This window comes from Streptomyces beigongshangae, from assembly GCF_019710745.1.
GTDB lineage: Bacteria > Actinomycetota > Actinomycetes > Streptomycetales > Streptomycetaceae > Streptomyces > Streptomyces beigongshangae.
Genome location: NZ_JAHKJW010000005.1, coordinates 149,468 through 165,540 on the forward strand (window position 1 = coordinate 149,468; position 16,073 = coordinate 165,540).

A 16,073-nucleotide genomic window follows, 5' to 3' on the forward strand; every position below is an offset into this window, starting at 1 on the left:
CTACCGGCCCCGGCCCCCGTCTCGGGATGACGGTCCACGGGTGGACCCCGGCGCCCGTCCCGATACCACTCTCCGGACTCGTCCACGTGCCGTCGCAGGACACAACGGCGTCGGACACACGGGGCGATCCACACGTACGGAGTGCCGGTGATCCGAGCGTCATCACACGTACGGGTGAGCGTTGGATTCGGTGGCCGGGGTACGGAGCCCTCTCCTGAAGCACTGCCGAGAACCGGGGCCGACGTCGGCCGGAAGCCGGAAAAAGCCTGCTGACAAAGGCTTGCGCGAAAGGAAGTGGCGACATGGAGGGCGTTTCCGATCACCTTCGATCAGCGGCGTGCGCGTGTCTACACCGGCCTAAACGCCCTTATTGCCCAGAATGTTGCCCACTGCCCCAGTTGAAACTATGAAGTTTCGTTGCCGAGGAGCATGACATGCAGATGCGCAGGTGGCTCCCAGACCAGACCACCCGTATCGGCCGGCACGACTGGCCGGACGAGGGGGACAACGGAACGCACATGCGGCTGCAGGCCGGCTCCGTTGTGGTACTCGACCGGCAGGCGTGGCGAATCCTGGAGATCGACGGCTACCCGAACGACCGGTGGCCGGACTCCTACGAGAAGGCCTGGCGCGACCACGTGGAACTGTGGTGGCACGCCAACGAACTGCGACGGGCCAACAACCAGACGGCCAAACCGGCCCCCGAGCGGGCCGAGTTCTACAAGCGTCCGGTGGTGCTGGTGCTGCGCAACGAGAACCTGCCCCGCTCCACACCGAAGCACTGGTGCGCTCCCGCCAGCCACGACTGGCGGGTCCTCCCCGAGCACTATGCCGTCTGCCACGCCTGCGGCGAGCTGCCGCCGTGCCGTCACGGGGAGTACCGCTGGGAGGGCGGCCCCCGCTGGCCCGAGCAGAACGGTGGCATCCCCCTCATGGTGCCGGAGGACTGCTGCATGGGGTGCGCCGAGCCGATCAAACCGCGGGTGCGGACCGTGCGCTTCCCGGGCCCGAACCTCTGGTACCCGGACCTGGGGGAGGACACCGCCGTCTTCCACGCCCGCACCTCCTGCAGCGACCAGGTCGACTGCTACCGCATGCAGTGGCAGACCGAGTACAGCCCGCGTCCCTCCGCGCCCTCCCCCGTGTCCTCCTCGGCTTCCGAGTTCCCGGGCTTCGAGCACTTCGTCCTCCCCCGCACACGGCACGCGCAGGACATGCTCACGCAGGTCCGGCGGGTGGGCCAGGATCCCCGTACCGCGTCGTCCGCGTCGTCTGCGTCGTCCATGCCGTCCGTGCCGTCCGTGCCGTCGCGGCCGGGGCAGGAGGAATGCGCCTCCACGACCGGTGACCTCAGTGTCCTGCGCACCTCCTTCGACAGGCACCGGGGGGAGCCGGAGTCCGGTACGCCGGCAGCCGGCCCGCCGTCGGCGCCGACGGCGGTCGTGCTCGAACCGGCGCCCCGGCCGGCGTCCGCGACCTCCGGCGCACCCGCGGCGGAGCCGATGGCGCCGGAGGCACCGGGGCCTCCCGCCTCCACGGCCGAGGCGCCCGCGCCCACCGCCCCGCCCGCAGCCCCACCCAATGGCCTGCCCACTGCCTCGTCCTACGCCGAGAGCGTCGGACCGGTCCTCCGGTCCGCGCAGGAACTCGGCCTGGTCCTGGCGGAGCGCCCGGCCTTCCACAACGCGGAGCAGGCGGCCCGGGTGATCGAGGAACTCACCGCCGCGGTCCGCAACATCGCTCTCTGCCTGAACAGTCCGGCCGCCCGCGAACGCTCCTGAAACCCTGGTGATCACGTGCGGGGTGCACCACCGTCACCACGGGTGCCGCGGTCACCGCAGGACGGCTCCGCACCGCACCGCCCACCCACGCCGCCGAAAGGCCGGAGCGGAGGGACGGAGACGGGGACGGGGACGGGGACGGGGACAGTGGATCAGCTGTCGCCCTCGCGCTGGCCCAGGGTGACCTCGGCCGTCCGCTGCTTGCCGTCGCGGGTGTACGTGAGCTTGACGGTGTCGCCGGGCTGGTGGGTCCAGATCTCGCCGATGAGGGTGGGTCCGCTGTCGATCACACGGTCGTCGAGCTTGGTGATGACGTCGCCGGGCTTGAGGCCGCCCTTGTCGGCGGGTCCGTTCGGCGTGACCGCCTCGGAGCCGCTCGCGCCCTCTTCGCTGATCTTCGCGCCGCCCGTGCCCTCCTCCAGGGAGACGGAGGCTCCGATGACCGGGTAGACGGGTTCGCCGGTCTTGATGAGCTGCTGAGCGACGATCTTCGCCTGGTTGATCGGGATCGCGAAGCCCAGGCCGATGGAGCCGGACTGGCTCGTACCGCCCAGCCCGCCGCCCGTGGACTGGATCGCCGAGTTGATACCGATCACCGCACCCTTGGCGTCCAGCAGCGGGCCGCCGGAGTTGCCCGGGTTGATCGAGGCGTCGGTCTGCAGGGCGCTCATGTACGAGGCCTTGCTGCTCGAACTGCCGTCGCTGGACGCCACCGGACGGTTCTTGGCGCTGATGATGCCCGTGGTCACCGTGTTCGAGAGCCCGAACGGGGCACCGATCGCAATGGTCGAGTCGCCGACCGCGATCTTGTCCGAGTTGCCGAGCGGCAGCGGCTTGAGGTCGGCCGGCGCGCTCTTGAGCTTGATCACCGCGACGTCGTAGCCCTGGGCGTTGCCGACCACTTCGGCGTCGTACTTCTTGCCGTTCGAGAACGTGGCCGACAGCTTTCCGCTCTCGACCGCCTCGGCCACCACATGGTTGTTGGTGAGGATGTGGCCCTGCTTGTCGAAGACGAAGCCGGTACCGGTGCCGCCCTCGCCGTTGCTGCCCTCCGCCTCGATGGTGACGGTGCTCGGCAGGGCCGTGGCGGCCACGCCCGCGGCCGTGCCCGCGTCGCGCTTGAGGTCGCCGCCGCTGTCGGACGCGGAGACCGTCGTCGAACCCGAGGAGTCGTTGCGGTCCGCCGCCCAGTAGCCGACGCCGCCGCCCACACCGCCCGCGACCAGCGCGGCCACCAGGACCCCGGCGATCAGACCGCCGCGCCCGCCGGACTTCGGCCCGGGCGCGGGCTGCCGGTACGAGGAGCCCCACACGTCCCCGGAACCGCCTTCGCCCCCGGACCCGTACGGTCCGGAACCGCCCTCGTTCCCTGCGCCGTACGGTCCGGAGCCTCCTTCACCCCCGGTCGCCGCGTACGCACCGGGAGCACCGCTGGTTCCGGCAGCCGCGTACACACCGGGAGCGGTCCCGCCGCCGCCTCCGTACGAAGGCGCGGCCGGCGGCGGAGGCGGCGGCCACGAGCCCGCCTCGGGAGCGGGGGCGGCACCCTGGGGAGCCTCGGGGTTCACCGGGGTCAACGTGGTCGTCGGCGTGTCTCCCTGGAAGGGACCCGGACCCTGCGGGTGGGCCGTGCCCTGATGGGGACCCGCCGGGCCGGCCCCCGGTGCGGCCGCCTGTTCCGGAGGCACGGAAGCAGCGGGAGTGTCCACCGGCACGGGAGGTGCAGACGGGGCCGGGGGTACTGCAGTGCCCTCGTTCTCGGTGCTCACAGCTCTTCCTCTCGATCCACGACTGTTCAGTAAGTTCGCATCCAGTCACATTCGATCGCGTCTATTCAAGACTGCACTCACGCGTGTGCGGATCCGGCACGATTCAGTTGTGCAGGTGCTTTTGTATGCCGTCAGCTTTTCCCACGGGACGTCAGGGCGCCATAAGCGGCACCTGTGACTCCACGGTCTTTGCTTATATAGGACAGGTCGGACGAAAGGACTGTGTGTTCCGCGGCGTCGACCGTACGCGTACCCACGTGCGGTGACACCATGACGCGGTGACCCACGCACGACAGCACCCGCCTCAGGTCGTCGCCCACCGCGGGGCCTCCGAAGAGGCCCCCGAGCACACCCTGGCCGCGTACGAGAAGGCGATCGAGGACGGGGCCGACGCCCTGGAGTGCGATGTACGGCTGACCGCGGACGGGCATCTCGTCTGCGTCCACGACCGTCGCGTCAACCGCACCTCGAACGGCCGCGGCGCCGTCTCGGCCCTGGAGCTCGCGGATCTCGCCGCCCTGGACTTCGGCTCCTGGAAGAACCGCGACGAAGCGCCCGACTGGGAACAGCAGCGACCCCCCTCCTGGGAGCAGCAGTCCGTCCTCACACTGGAGCGCCTGCTCGAACTCGTGGTCGACGCCGGCCGCCCCGTACGGCTGGCCGTCGAGACGAAGCACCCGACCCGCTGGGCGGGCCAGGTCGAGGAGCGCCTGCTCGCCCTCCTCAAGCGCTTCGGCCTCGACGCGCCGCCCTCACCCGAGGAGTCGCCCGTACGCGTCATGAGTTTCTCGGCGCGCTCCCTGCAGCGCGTCCGCGCCGCGTCCCCGACGCTGCCGACGGTCTACCTGCTGCAGTTCGTCTCCCCGCGGCTGCGCGACGGACGACTGCCCCCGGGTGTGCGCATCGCCGGCCCCTCCTTGCGGATCGCACGCAGTCAACCGGCGTACATCGAGCGCCTGAAGGGCGCCGGTCACCAGGTCCACGTGTGGACGGTGAACGAGTCCCGGGACGTCGACCTGTGCGTCGGACTGGGCGTCGACGCCATCATCACCAACCGCCCGCGCGCGGTGCTGCACCAGCTGGGCCGCTGACACCTCCGCCGCCCGGATCCCGCAGGTCCCGCAGATCCCGCAGATCCCGCACCAATCGCACCCACCGCGCCCACCGCCCGCGGGCGGTTCACAGAGGGTTCACGGAGAGCCCACACACCGCCCACACGAGGTCCCTTTCAGGCCATACCACCACTTTCGAGCCGCTCGACTACAGGGAGTGCTCCGGCGCGTTCGGTCCGTATTCGATCGTTGCGAATGCGTCACCGCCCGCGCAACGGCCGGTTTCCGGCCCAGTCCGGGAGGGCATCCACACCGTGGCGTGGGGCGAAGGAGGTCTCGGGGGTGGCGTTGGTGGTGGCACAGGAAGTGCCCGCGTCGTCGAGCATGGCCGTACCCCATGGCCCTGCGGGCGTGGGCGAGGCGCGACACCGGATGCGAGATCAACTACGCACCGGAGGCGTTGCGGAAACGGTCATCGACGATGCCGTATTGATCCTTTCCGAACTATTGAGCAATGCCTGCCGGCACGGCAGGCCGCTGGGTGACGCGCCGGCCGGGGACGGGGACGTCCGGGCCGCCTGGCACGTCGAACCGACCGGCAGGCTGACCGTCGAGGTGACGGACGGCGGCGGTCCCACCCGTCCGGCTCCGGCCACCCCCTCGGTCACCGCCCACGGCGGCCGCGGACTGAACATCATCACGGCACTGGCCGACGACTGGGGGGTCAGGGACGACACCCGCGGCGAGGTCACGGTGTGGGCGGTCGTACACAAGGACGCGCGGCCCGTACGCCGTCGCAAGGACTTCGCCGCACGGGCCACGGCTCCGGCGGTGTCTGCGGTGTCTGCGGTGTCCGACCTGGGCTTCGCGGACGTCTTCGACGGCCTGGACTGAAACGGGCCACGGCAGCGGGCCGAAGAACAGTCACAGGGTCCCATGGGGCCTCGTACGAGCGGCTAGGCTCGCGCCCGTACGAGTCGAGCCGTAACCGGGAGACATCCACGATGGCCAAGAAGCGACCCCAGACGAAGGCCAAGCGGCCGCAGCCGAAGGATGGGGCCCGCGCCGCCGGCGCCGACGGACACGTGCCGGTGGTCGGGGCACGCGAGTCCTGCCCCTGCGGCAGCGGCCGCCGTTACAAGGCCTGTCACGGACGCGCCGCCGCGCACGCCGTGACCGAACTGGTGCAGCGCCCCTTCGAGGGCCTGCCGAACGAGGGCGACTGGATCGCGCTGCGGGAGCTGGTCCCCGCGGCCACCGTCGAGCTGCACCTCAAGGAGCCTCTCCCGGAGGACGTCCCGTCGGTCACGCTCGCGACGGTGCTGCCGATGGCCTGGCCGGCCCTGCGCCGCGAGGACGGCTCGGTCCTCATCGGCCTGCAGAACGACACGGCGTCCGGCGACATCAGCCGCGACCTGGCCGACACCCTCCAGCGTGCGCTCACGGCCGAGCCGGGCACTCCCGTGCAGGGCCGCCGCGCCCCGGGCGACGGGGTGCGGCTGCAGGACCTCCTCGACCCCGAAGGCGCGTTCGAGCCAGTTGTGCACTCGGGCTTCGAGTTCTGGGTCCCGGACGCGCAGAACGCGACCACGGAGGTGACCGCCTCCCTGGAGCGCGCCAACGCCGCCGCCATCCCGACGGTGAGGCTCGCCGGCGTGGACGCGGCGTACTGGTGCGAGACGCCCGACAAGAACCACCTGCGCTGGGTCATGCCGCATCCCGAGGAGCAACTTCTGGACGCACTCGCGCGGCTGCACACGGCGGGCGGGTCGAGCCTCGGGGAGGGCACCCGCCTGGTGGGCTCCTTCCGCGCCCACGGCCTCACCGTGCCGGTGTGGGACCTGCCGACCGGTGTCACCGCGGAGGACGTCGAGAAGCCCGCGTCGGAGTTCGCCGAGCGGCTCTCCGCCGCGCTGGCCACGGACGCACCGCTCACCGCGGACGAGCGCCGGGCCCGCGGCGGCCTCACCAACCGTCAGGTCACCCTCAGCTGACGCCCGGCGTCCACCCGGCTCCGGCTGACCGGTCGGTCAGCCGGAGGACGGGCGTAGGACAGGTGCACCATGCAGGTGACTCCTGTCACAACTCCCGCTCATGACAAGGGAATCGGTGTCTGAATAGCCGAGATCGAATTTGCGAACAGCCGATCTCTTGTTACCGTTCCAATAGCCCGGTTGCTGGTGCATCCCCCGTCGCCAGCAACCGGGTCTTTTCATGCCCGGACGCATGAGCGCATATCCGCGCAGATGCGCGCCCGGATGCGGGGACGTCGTCGACGAGACGGTCAACGAAGCAGTCAACGAAAACGAAGCAGTCAACGCCCGTTCCGCGACGGCGAGTTGCTTCCCGAGCGCAGCAGCAGCGGCTTGCCGGCGCCTTCCGCGAACTCGGCGACCGCCGTGTGTTCAGACGCCTTGCCGGCGGTGTTCTGCCGCGGCGTCTCGCACGCCCCGGGCTCGTCGTCGGCGCCCAGTGCGCAGTGCATCCGCACGGTGCGGCCGTCGGGCGCCATGAGCGTCAGTACGGACGTGAGGGCGCCACCGGTCGCGTTGCGGTAATAGGTGCGTGCCCAGGTCTCCCGTCCCCGCGTCAGTACACACGTCTGCGCCTCGATGCCCACGGGGGAGGTGACCTCGGGACCGCAGCGGGCGGCGGTGGCAGGTGCCGCACCCGGCGCCGGAGGGCTTCCGGCCCCGGCGGGAGCCGGCCCTGCGGGGGCCGGCCCTGCGGGAGCCGGCCCTGCGGGGGCCGGGACGCCCTCTCCGCCGTCGTCGTGTCCTGCCTCCCGGCCGGAGACGGGCGCCCCCTCGGAGCCACGTCCCCCGGAGTCACGGCCACCGGCGGAGGCCCGGCGGCCCGCGTCGCGTACGGCGCCGTCGGAGGTGTGCCCGTAGGTGTGCCCGGGGGCGCTCCCGACCGTACGGGCGGAGGTGTTCACGTCCGTACGTACGGAGGTGCGCGCATCGGCGGGGGCGGAGGCAGGGGCGGGGGCCTCGTCCCAGACCGGCCCCGCGGAGGCCACGGCCAGCGGCAGCGCGGCCATGAGCACGAAGGTGCCCGTCAGGACCAGCGGGCGGATCTTTCGGGGGTCCAGGAGTCGTCCCCCGGAGTGGCGCAGCATGAGAGGGACGATAACGAGCGAGGGCGGGCGCGCGGTTCGCCGCGCGCCCGAATCCCCTACAACTCGGGGGCGCTCACACCCGTACGAGTGAGCGCCTCCACGACGGCGTCCACCACGGCCTCCACGTCCGGCACCCAGGGGGCGGCCGAACCGGGCAGTGGAGCCCGCTCCCAGCGGATCCCGCCCTGGCCGGTCTCGGACGGGGGCAGGGCCACATAGCCGCCCTCGCCGTGGAAGCGCAGCGAACCAGGCACGTAGTCCTTCGCGTAGAGCAGCTCGCCCAGCTGCTCCAGGGAGTACGGCTTCACGAGCAGCGCCCAGCGCGTCGGGGACGCGATCACGGGACCGAGGCGCATCCCCATGCGGTCGAGCGCGGTCAGCGCACGCGCGGCGGCCGGAGCCGGCAGGCTCACCGCGCACGGGGCGCTTCCTCCGGTGGCGAGGATGATCGGCGCCGTCGGCCGGTTCGTCCACCACCAGCGCGCCATGCGTTCATCGGTGGTGGCCGCGAGCAGGCCGGGGTCGAAGGGGTGGGCACCCGGCACCGTGCACTCCGGGTCGGGGCACGCGCACCGGGCCCGCCCCTGCGGGTCCGGGGCCACGCCCGGGAGCACGGGCCACCGCCAGGCGGTCGCGAAGGTCAGGGCCGCGCTGAGCATCTCAGGCCTTCCGTCGTTTCGCCTGGACAGGAGTTTGCGTCGCCTTCCGAGGATCTCGCGCATATGCGCTCGTTCCTTTCCGTTGAACGCCGAGGAACCACATCACACCATGTGTCGATCACTTCACTGTGCGTACCTGGTGGCGCATCACACCTTCGTCCCGGGCAAGGACGCCCCGGACAAGGACAAGGGGAATCCCTGTGGGCCGAGCGCCGGCTGCGTCCGCGTCCACACTGCGTCCGTTCCGAGCACGGGCATGGCGTGGGGTGGCGGCGCATGGCGTTTGCTGTCCCGCGTACTTCTTGCCGCCTCCGCCACGGGAGGATGGGGCACGGTCGTCGGTGGTTAAGACGCCCGGGTCCGTCGCCAGGTTCCGGGAGGATCCCAACCACACCTGGCCTTCACCGAGTACGTACCCACCACGACCGCTGTGACGCTCCGTCGAACAACGCCAGTCGACCGCAATATGCCGTGACTGGAGTCGGTTTTAAGCCAACTTTACCTTTCCATAGCGGCTCCACGGACACCGGGAAACCCGGCAGGACAATGCTGGACATCTCCTTACGAGTGCGTGTACATGTGGAGACACTGCTGCGACGCAGAATGACATGGGGGTTTGCGATGCTATCGAGCACTACGCACCGGTCGGAAAGCCGGACGCCATGAACGCCCCGCACCTCCCGAAAGTGGCCGGAATCGATTCAACGGTTCCGTCACCCGCACACACTGTCGCACCGGCACGTGCCACCCCGGGTTCCCCGTCCGTCACTCCTCCACACGCCCCGGGCGCCGTTCTCCAGGACAGGCTGGCGGGCTGGGTCTCCGATCTCACCACCCTCCACGAACTCACCGAGCGTCTGGCCCGCACCTCCTCCCTGGCGGACGCGCTCCAGGAACTGCTGCGCGCGGGCGCCTCCCTCATGGGCGCCCGGCGCGGTTTCGTGGTGCTGGAACCGGGCGACGGGCTCGGACCGGACACGACGGCCGGACTCGGGCTCGCCCGGGCGGACCTGGGGCACATCGAGACCGTCCCGCGCAGCTCCATGTCGTACGGGAGGATCCTCGACGGGCTCCCCGGCGGCGAGGGCGAGATCGCCCGGCCCGACCTCCTCTCCGAGGAAGGGCTCGATCCCCGGCACCGCGAGGTGGCCGTCCGGCTCGGCTACGCCGCGAGTTACGCGCTGCCGTTGCGCACCCAGGCCGAGGCCCGCCTCGGCGCCGCGGTGTGGCTCTACGACGAACCGGCCGAACCGGTCGAGCGGCAGCGCCACCTGGCCGGCCTCTACGCGGGGTACGCGGCCGAGCACCTGACCCGCCTGGTGGAACTGGAGCGCACACGCGCGCGCGTGACGACGCTCTCCGAGGAACTGCTGCCCTCCCGGCTGCCGCGCGTCTCCGGGGTCCAGCTCGCCGCCCGGCACCGTACGGGGCCGCGCGGGGGCGGCGACTGGTACGACGCGCTGCCGCTGCCCGACGCCGCGCTCGGCCTCGCGGTCGGGTCCGTCACCGGGGCGGGGCCCAGCGCCGTCGCGGCGATGGGCCGGCTGCGGGCCTCACTGCGGGCCTACGCCGTGATGGAGGGCGAGGATCCGGTCGCCGTCCTGTCCGACCTCGAACTGCTGCTGCGGCTGACCGAGCCGGCCCGCTCCGCCACCGCCCTGTTCGCGTACTGCGAGCCCGCCCTGCGCAAGATCACGCTGGCCGGGGCCGGGCACAGTCCGCCGCTGGTGATCGGCGAGCGGCGCACCGAGTACGTGGAAACGTCGCTCTCGGCGCCCCTGGGAATGCTCGCCTGCTGGGAGGCGCCCAGCGTGGAGTTCCGGGCGCAACCAGGAGAGACGGTTCTGCTCTACACGGACGGGCTGCTGCACCGTACGGGCGATCCCATGGACCGGGCGTTCTCGCGACTGCACGCGGCCGCCGCGAGCGTGCCCCGGGCGCTGCGCGCGGATCCGGGCGCCGTCGCCGGTCACGTCCTGGGAACCATGCTGCCGAACGACCTCGACAACGCCGCCGGCGAGGAGGACGTGGTGCTCCTCGCGGCACGGTTCGAGTGAGCCGGACGCTCACGGCGTGGTTCACGTGAGACGGACGCTCACGGCACGGTTCGAGTGGGTCGGCCGTTCACGGCGTGGTTCGAGGGAGGCGCGCGCCTCTCGGACGAGCCGCACGTCATCGGGGCTTCCGGCCCCGGGCGCCCTTCCGTACGACCGTACGATGGGTTGCGTCCAGTGTCGTATCGAGGAGGCAGATCGTGTCGGAGGCGCTCAATCCGGAGACCCCGGAAGCCGTGCTTGACGATGCCGCCGACCAGGCGGACGAAGAAGAGCCCATCAAGCAGCGCAAGAACGGCCTGTACCCGGGCGTGTCGGACGAGCTGGCCGAGAACATGAAGAGCGGCTGGGCCGACACCGAGCTGCATGGCCTGGAGCCGATCGCGCAGGCCGCGCGCACCGCCGCGCGCCGTGCCGCGCTCTCCGCGCGCTTCCCGGGCGAGCGCCTCGTCGTTCCGGCGGGCAACCTGAAGACCCGCTCGAACGACACGGAGTACCCCTTCCGCGCCTCGGTCGAGTACGCGTACCTGACCGGCAACCTCACCGAGGACGGCGTCCTGGTGCTGGAGCCGACCGCGGACGGCCACCAGGCCACGATCTACCTGCTGCCGCGCTCCGACCGCGAGAACGGCGAGTTCTGGCTCTCCGGCCAGGGCGAGCTGTGGGTCGGCCGCCGCCACTCCCTGACGGAGGCCGAGCGGCTGTACGGCATCCCCGCCTCGGACGTCCGCGAGCTCCCCGACAAGTTGCGCGAGGCGACCGGCCCGGTCCGGGTCGTGCGCGGGTACGACGCCGGCATCGAGGCGGCGCTCACCGACAAGGTCACCGCGGAGCGCGACGCCGAACTGCGGGTCTTCCTCTCCGAGGCCCGCCTGGTCAAGGACGAGTTCGAGGTCGGCGAGCTGCAGAAGGCGGTCGACTCGACCGTGCGAGGCTTCGAGGACGTCGTACGGGTCCTGGACCGCGCCGAGGCGACCAGCGAGCGCTACATCGAGGGCACGTTCTTCCTGCGCGCGCGGGTCGAGGGCAACGACATCGGCTACGGCTCGATCTGCGCGGCGGGCCCGCACGCGTGCACGCTGCACTGGGTGCGCAACGACGGCCCGGTGCGCTCCGGGGACCTGCTCCTGCTGGACGCGGGCGTGGAGACCCACACGCTCTACACGGCCGACGTCACGCGCACGCTGCCGGTCAACGGCACGTACTCGGGGATCCAGAAGAAGATCTACGACGCCGTGTACGAGTCCCAGGAGGCGGGCATAGCGGCCGTGCGGCCCGGCGCCAAGTACCGGGACTTCCACGACGCCTCCCAGCGGGTGCTGGCCGAGAAGCTCGTCGAGTGGGGGCTCGTCGAGGGTCCGGTCGAGCGGGTCCTGGAGCTGGGGCTGCAGCGCCGCTGGACGCTGCACGGCACCGGCCACATGCTCGGCATGGACGTCCACGACTGCGCGGTCGCCCGCACGGAGACGTACGTGGACGGCACGCTGGAGCCGGGCATGTGCCTGACCGTCGAGCCGGGGCTGTACTTCCAGGCGGACGACCTGACCGTGCCGGAGGAGTACCGGGGCATCGGGGTCCGCATCGAGGACGACATCCTCGTCACGGAGGACGGCAACCGGAACCTGTCGGCCGCGCTTCCCCGCCGGTCGGACGAGGTCGAGGCGTGGATGGCGTCGCTGAAGGGCTGACGCGGAGTGGGGCCGGGCGCCGACGGGCGTGCCCGGCCCTTCTTCTTTTCGTCGTTCGCTTCGTCGTTCGCTTCGTCGTCCTTCTCGTTCGCGGGCGTTCCGTGGTCCTTCCGTCCGCGAGAGGCGGGCAGGACGGACCGGCGCAGTGGCGTCAGACGGCCGGCAGTGGGGCGCCCTCGCGCCACTTGAGCATCTTGTCGAAGCTGACCACGGCCCCGCCCCTGACGGAGCTGTTGCCGATGTGGACGTGGTCGGCGAGTTCCTGGATCAGTCCCAGGCCCCGGCCGTGCTCCGCGTCGGTGCGGGCGGGCCGCAGGGGCGCGCGGCTCCGCCCCGACGGGAATCCCGGGCCCGAGTCGGTCACTTCGATCCGGCACTTCTCGCCGTCCAGATAGGCCGTGACCCGGTACGCCTCGGCGGGCTCCCCCGTCACCGGGTCGCCCCCGTGCTCGACGGCGTTGGCGCAGGCTTCACTCAGTGCGACAGAGATGTCGTAGGAGATGTCCGGGTCCACCCCCGCCGACTCCATGGTGCCGATCAGCAGGCGCCGGGCGAGCGGAACACTCGCCGCCTCACGCCGGAGATGGAGAGACCACCAGATGCTCATGCGCCAGCCTCCTGGCCGCGGCTCGACATACCGTTACGTATTGCCGCCGGGCACCGGAAGTAAGCGTGCCGTGGGCGTGAAGCCGCCCACAAGGGGGATGCGCGGGCGCCATCTGCCGGTGTATGTGCGTCGTCCTGCACCAGAACGTGATCTTCCGGACCGTACGCCATCTTGTGGACCTGGCGTACGGTCCGGGACGGGCCAGTGCGATGATGAGGCCGCCATGACTGCCCCCCACCAGTACGCGCGCACCGGAGGTGATCTCCGGGTCCTGAGGGCCGCGGTGTTCGCCGCGGTCTGCGTCGTGCTGGCCGCGGCCGGTCACTCGGTCGCCTCCTGCGCGACGGTTCCGCTCTGGTCCCTCGGCGCCGGTTTCCTCACCGTCTTCGCCGTCGCGGCGCCGCTCGCCGGGCGCGAGCGCTCGCTGCCGGGCATCACCGCGCTCCTCGCGGCCGGCCAGACGGTGCTGCACACGCTCTTCGGACTCGGGCAGCACGGCACGACGGCCACCGCCGCCGCGGGCACGGACGCCTCGCTCGTGGACGCCTCGCTGGTGGCCCGGGCCGCGCGACTGGTGTGCGGCGCGTCCGTCGCGACCCTCAGCCCCGCCCAGGCGCAGCGGATCCTCGCCGACGCACAGGTCGGCACGGGTGGCATGAGTGGCGTAAGCGGCCCGAGTGGCGTGGGCGGTGCGAACAGCGCGGGTCCGGGCGGCGCACACGCCCTGCATCAGCAGGCGGACGCCGTGTCGGCCGCCACCGGGGCCCCGGCGGCGGTGCTGCCGTCGCTGTCGATGCTCCTGTGTCACGTTCTCGCCGCCGTCGCCACCGGATGGTTGCTGCGCCGGGGCGACATCGCCCTGCGACGCCTCCTGCGCCTCTCGGCGCACGGCGTCGCGGAGAAGGCGCTCACCCCCCTGCGCGCGGCCCTGGCACTCGTACGCGCCCTGCTGACGGGCCTGCCCGGCGCGGCCCCGGCGGCGCCGGGCGTCCCGCGCGCCCGGGAGAGCGGGCCACCGGCCCTGCGGACCACCGCCCTCCAGCACTCGGTCGTACGGCGCGGTCCGCCGGCCTGCCGGGCGTTCACCCTCGCCGCCTGACACGACGCACCACTTCTGACGTACTCACTCCAGGGGTGCCGTCGTGCGGCACGCGCGCGTGCCCGCTCTTCCACGCGCGCACCCCCCAGTTCCTCACCGAACCCGTGCTGAAAGTGGAGTGTCCTGCCATGAAGGCTTCTCGTGTCGCCGCGACCGGTGTCGTCGCCGCCTCCGCCGTTCTCGTCCTGTCCGGTCCCGCGTTCGCGCACGTCACCGTGCAGCCCGAGGGCACGGCCGCCAAGGGCGGTTACGCGACGGTCAACTTCAAGGTGCCGAACGAGCGCGACAACGCCTCGACCACCAAGCTGGAGATCAGCTTCCCGGCCGACCACCCGCTCGCCTCGGTCATGCCGCAGCCCGTCGACGGCTGGGACGTCGAGGTCACCAAGTCCAGGCTCGACAAGCCGCTCGAGATGCACGGCGAGAAGATCAACGAAGCCGTCACCAAGGTCACCTGGACCGCGGACGGCAAGGGCATCCAGCCCGGCTACTTCCAGAAGTTCCCGCTCTCCGTCGGCGCGCTGCCCGAGGACGCCGACGAGATGGTCTTCAAGGCGATCCAGACGTACTCCAACAAGGAGGTCGTGCGCTGGATCGAGACCCAGGAGGAAGGCGCCGAGGAGCCCGAGGCGCCGGCTCCGGTGCTCGCCCTGTCCGCCGCCACCGACGACCACCACGGGGCTGCCTCCGACGCCGCCGACGACGCCGCCGACGCGCAGGAGGGCGACGACGCGGAAGCCGCCGCCGACACCTCGGACACCGAGGCCGCCACCGACAGCAGCGACACCACCGCCCGTGTGCTGGGCGTCGTCGGCATCGTCGTCGGTGTGGCCGGCGTGGCGTTCGGCGTACTCGCCGGCCGTCGGCGCACCACCGCCTGAATCCAGTCCCACCGACCCAACGTCGGACGCCCCACCGGTGTCCCCGGCCGCTCGTTCCGCGGCCGGGGAGCCGGGCCCGTACCCATGCGGTCGGGTGCGGCGTCCCCGGGAGAACGCACCATGCGCAAGAAGACCTACACCGTGGCCGCGCTGTTCGCCGCGGCCGCCCTGACCCTTTCCGGCTGTGGCGGCGGTGACAGCGGTGACAGTGACAACACCGTCGCCGAGGTGTCCACCGACGCCGGTTCGGACAAGGCCGCCACGGTTCTCGACAAGCCGTTCGAGAAGCCGGACCTCGTCCTCACCGACACCCGGGGCAAGGAGTACGACCTCCGCGAGGCGACCCGGGGCAGGCCGACGCTCGTCTACTTCGGCTACACCAACTGCCCCGACGTCTGCCCGCTGACCATGAACAACATCGCCGTCGCCAAGAAGCAGCTGGCCCAGGACAAGCAGTTGTCCCAGGCCGAGAAGGACTCGCTGCGTGTCGTGTTCGTCACCACCGACCCGGAGCGCGACACCTCCGCCGCGCTCGGCAAGTGGCTCAAGGGCATCGACCCGGACGTCGTCGGCCTGACCGGCTCGTTCGACACGATCCAGGCGGGCGCCCGCACCCTCGGCATCTCCATCGAGGCGCCGACGAAGGACAAGGACGGCAAGGTCACGTCCATGCACGGCACGCAGGTCATCGCCTTCTCGCCGAAGACCGACGCCGGGTACGTGCTGTACGGCGAGGACGCCACCGTCGACGACTACACCGAGGACCTGCCCGCGCTGATCAAGGGCGCGAAGCCGTGACATCTCGTACGGCGTCCGTGGCTGCCCTCGTGCTGGCCGCCGCGCTGGCACTGGCGGGCTGCGGGGACTCGGACTCCGGCGGTTCGGGGGGCGGGGACCGGCACGGGGACGGACTGTCGGTGGGCTCCGCCTACATGCCGCAGCCGGTCTCGGACTCCATGGCGGCCGGGTTCCTGGTCATCGCCAATGCCGGTGGCGAGGGCGACAAGCTGTCCTCCGTCACCAGCGACCTCGCCGGCGAGGTCACCCTCCACACGACCGTCGGACAGGCGATGGAGCAGGTGAAGAACCTCGACATCCCCGCCCACGGCGAACTCGTCCTGGAGAGCGGTGGCGACCACCTCATGTTCGAGAAGCTGAAGCGCAAACCGAAGGAGGGCGACACGGTGTCCCTGGAACTGCGCTTCACCAAGTCCGACCCGATCAAGGTCGAGATGCCGGTGAAGTCCGCCACGTACCAGCCGCCGGCTGCGAAGGGTTCGTCCTCGCACTCCTCGCACTCGTCGCACTCCTCGCACTCCTCGCATTCGTCCACCACGTCGCACCACTGAGGGAGGGACCACC

Annotated in this window: 14 protein-coding genes; 10 read left to right on the top strand and 4 right to left on the bottom strand. The window is 71.4% G+C overall.

Annotated elements, in window-relative coordinates; translation table 11 throughout:
* The first annotated feature begins 434 nt into the window (after positions 1–434).
* Entirely contained in the window at positions 435–1,781 is a 1,347-nt protein-coding gene (locus KM933_RS05875) for an RAD23 family protein (RefSeq protein ID WP_221348810.1), read from the top strand.
* A gap of 152 nt (positions 1,782–1,933) precedes the next feature.
* Here KM933_RS05875 and KM933_RS05880 read toward each other — a convergent pair whose 3' ends face one another.
* The gene (locus tag KM933_RS05880) at positions 1,934–3,550 is read right to left on the bottom strand and encodes a S1C family serine protease (protein ID WP_221348812.1); all 1,617 of its coding nucleotides are present in this window, start codon (positions 3,548–3,550) and stop codon (positions 1,934–1,936) included.
* Positions 3,551–3,828: 278 nt separating this feature from the next.
* On the opposite strand from KM933_RS05880, the gene KM933_RS05885 reads away from it, so the two are divergent.
* The 3 genes from KM933_RS05885 (at position 3,829) to KM933_RS05895 (ending at position 6,596) form a co-directional block, all read left to right on the top strand.
* Positions 3,829–4,641, top strand: coding sequence for a glycerophosphodiester phosphodiesterase (locus KM933_RS05885; RefSeq protein WP_221348814.1), 813 nt, complete (start codon positions 3,829–3,831; stop codon positions 4,639–4,641).
* Between the two features lie 216 nt (positions 4,642–4,857).
* Positions 4,858–5,496, top strand: a complete 639-nt coding sequence (locus KM933_RS05890) for an ATP-binding protein (RefSeq protein WP_221348816.1) — start codon at positions 4,858–4,860, stop codon at positions 5,494–5,496.
* A 110-nt stretch (positions 5,497–5,606) separates the two neighbouring features.
* Positions 5,607–6,596, top strand: a complete 990-nt coding sequence (locus tag KM933_RS05895; protein ID WP_221348818.1) for a DUF5926 family protein — start codon at positions 5,607–5,609, stop codon at positions 6,594–6,596.
* A 320-nt stretch (positions 6,597–6,916) separates the two neighbouring features.
* Here the strand turns inward: KM933_RS05895 and KM933_RS39030 are convergent, their stop codons facing one another.
* Together KM933_RS39030 and KM933_RS05905 are read right to left on the bottom strand one after the other, a co-directional pair.
* Positions 6,917–7,723 (bottom strand): hypothetical protein, encoded by an 807-nt coding sequence (locus tag KM933_RS39030; protein WP_260333096.1) that lies wholly within the window; start codon positions 7,721–7,723, stop codon positions 6,917–6,919.
* A gap of 56 nt (positions 7,724–7,779) precedes the next feature.
* Positions 7,780–8,445 (bottom strand): bifunctional DNA primase/polymerase, encoded by a 666-nt coding sequence (locus tag KM933_RS05905; protein WP_221348820.1) that lies wholly within the window; start codon positions 8,443–8,445, stop codon positions 7,780–7,782.
* A gap of 599 nt (positions 8,446–9,044) precedes the next feature.
* On the opposite strand from KM933_RS05905, the gene KM933_RS05910 reads away from it, so the two are divergent.
* Together KM933_RS05910 and KM933_RS05915 are read left to right on the top strand one after the other, a co-directional pair.
* Positions 9,045–10,439 (top strand): PP2C family protein-serine/threonine phosphatase, encoded by a 1,395-nt coding sequence (locus tag KM933_RS05910; RefSeq protein WP_260333097.1) that lies wholly within the window; start codon positions 9,045–9,047, stop codon positions 10,437–10,439.
* Positions 10,440–10,636: 197 nt separating this feature from the next.
* Positions 10,637–12,124, top strand: coding sequence for an aminopeptidase P family protein (locus tag KM933_RS05915; RefSeq protein ID WP_430727284.1), 1,488 nt, complete (start codon positions 10,637–10,639; stop codon positions 12,122–12,124).
* Between the two features lie 151 nt (positions 12,125–12,275).
* On the opposite strand, the gene KM933_RS05920 is transcribed toward KM933_RS05915, so the two are convergent.
* Positions 12,276–12,731, bottom strand: a complete 456-nt coding sequence (locus KM933_RS05920) for an ATP-binding protein (protein WP_221348824.1) — start codon at positions 12,729–12,731, stop codon at positions 12,276–12,278.
* A 223-nt stretch (positions 12,732–12,954) separates the two neighbouring features.
* Between KM933_RS05920 and KM933_RS05925 the strand changes: the two genes are divergently transcribed.
* The 4 genes from KM933_RS05925 (at position 12,955) to KM933_RS05940 (ending at position 16,060) form a co-directional block, all read left to right on the top strand.
* A complete protein-coding gene (locus tag KM933_RS05925) occupies positions 12,955–13,830 on the top strand; it encodes a hypothetical protein (protein WP_221348826.1) in 876 nt (291 codons plus the stop codon).
* Between the two features lie 128 nt (positions 13,831–13,958).
* A complete protein-coding gene (locus tag KM933_RS05930; protein WP_221348828.1) occupies positions 13,959–14,711 on the top strand; it encodes a YcnI family copper-binding membrane protein in 753 nt (250 codons plus the stop codon).
* Positions 14,712–14,831: 120 nt separating this feature from the next.
* A complete protein-coding gene (locus tag KM933_RS05935) occupies positions 14,832–15,509 on the top strand; it encodes an SCO family protein (RefSeq protein ID WP_221348830.1) in 678 nt (225 codons plus the stop codon).
* Entirely contained in the window at positions 15,506–16,060 is a 555-nt protein-coding gene (locus tag KM933_RS05940; protein ID WP_221348832.1) for a copper chaperone PCu(A)C, read from the top strand. The genes KM933_RS05935 and KM933_RS05940 overlap by 4 nt, the downstream gene beginning before the upstream one ends.
* The last annotated feature ends 13 nt before the right edge of the window (positions 16,061–16,073 follow it).

What these genes read in the sequence shown, in the direction of transcription:
- KM933_RS05890 (WP_221348816.1), top strand. Translation starts at nt 4,858, where the DNA reads ATGCGTCACCGCCCGCGCAACGGCCGGTTTCCGGCCCAGTCCGGGAGG.
- KM933_RS05930 (WP_221348828.1), top strand. Translation starts at nt 13,959, where the DNA reads ATGAAGGCTTCTCGTGTCGCCGCGACCGGTGTCGTCGCCGCCTCCGCC.
- KM933_RS05925 (WP_221348826.1), top strand. Translation starts at nt 12,955, where the DNA reads ATGACTGCCCCCCACCAGTACGCGCGCACCGGAGGTGATCTCCGGGTC.
- KM933_RS05935 (WP_221348830.1), top strand. Translation starts at nt 14,832, where the DNA reads ATGCGCAAGAAGACCTACACCGTGGCCGCGCTGTTCGCCGCGGCCGCC.
- KM933_RS05920 (WP_221348824.1), bottom strand. Translation starts at nt 12,731, where the DNA reads ATGAGCATCTGGTGGTCTCTCCATCTCCGGCGTGAGGCGGCGAGTGTT.
- KM933_RS05895 (WP_221348818.1), top strand. Translation starts at nt 5,607, where the DNA reads ATGGCCAAGAAGCGACCCCAGACGAAGGCCAAGCGGCCGCAGCCGAAG.
- KM933_RS39030 (WP_260333096.1), bottom strand. Translation starts at nt 7,723, where the DNA reads ATGCTGCGCCACTCCGGGGGACGACTCCTGGACCCCCGAAAGATCCGC.
- KM933_RS05875 (WP_221348810.1), top strand. Translation starts at nt 435, where the DNA reads ATGCAGATGCGCAGGTGGCTCCCAGACCAGACCACCCGTATCGGCCGG.
- KM933_RS05910 (WP_260333097.1), top strand. Translation starts at nt 9,045, where the DNA reads ATGAACGCCCCGCACCTCCCGAAAGTGGCCGGAATCGATTCAACGGTT.
- KM933_RS05905 (WP_221348820.1), bottom strand. Translation starts at nt 8,445, where the DNA reads ATGCGCGAGATCCTCGGAAGGCGACGCAAACTCCTGTCCAGGCGAAAC.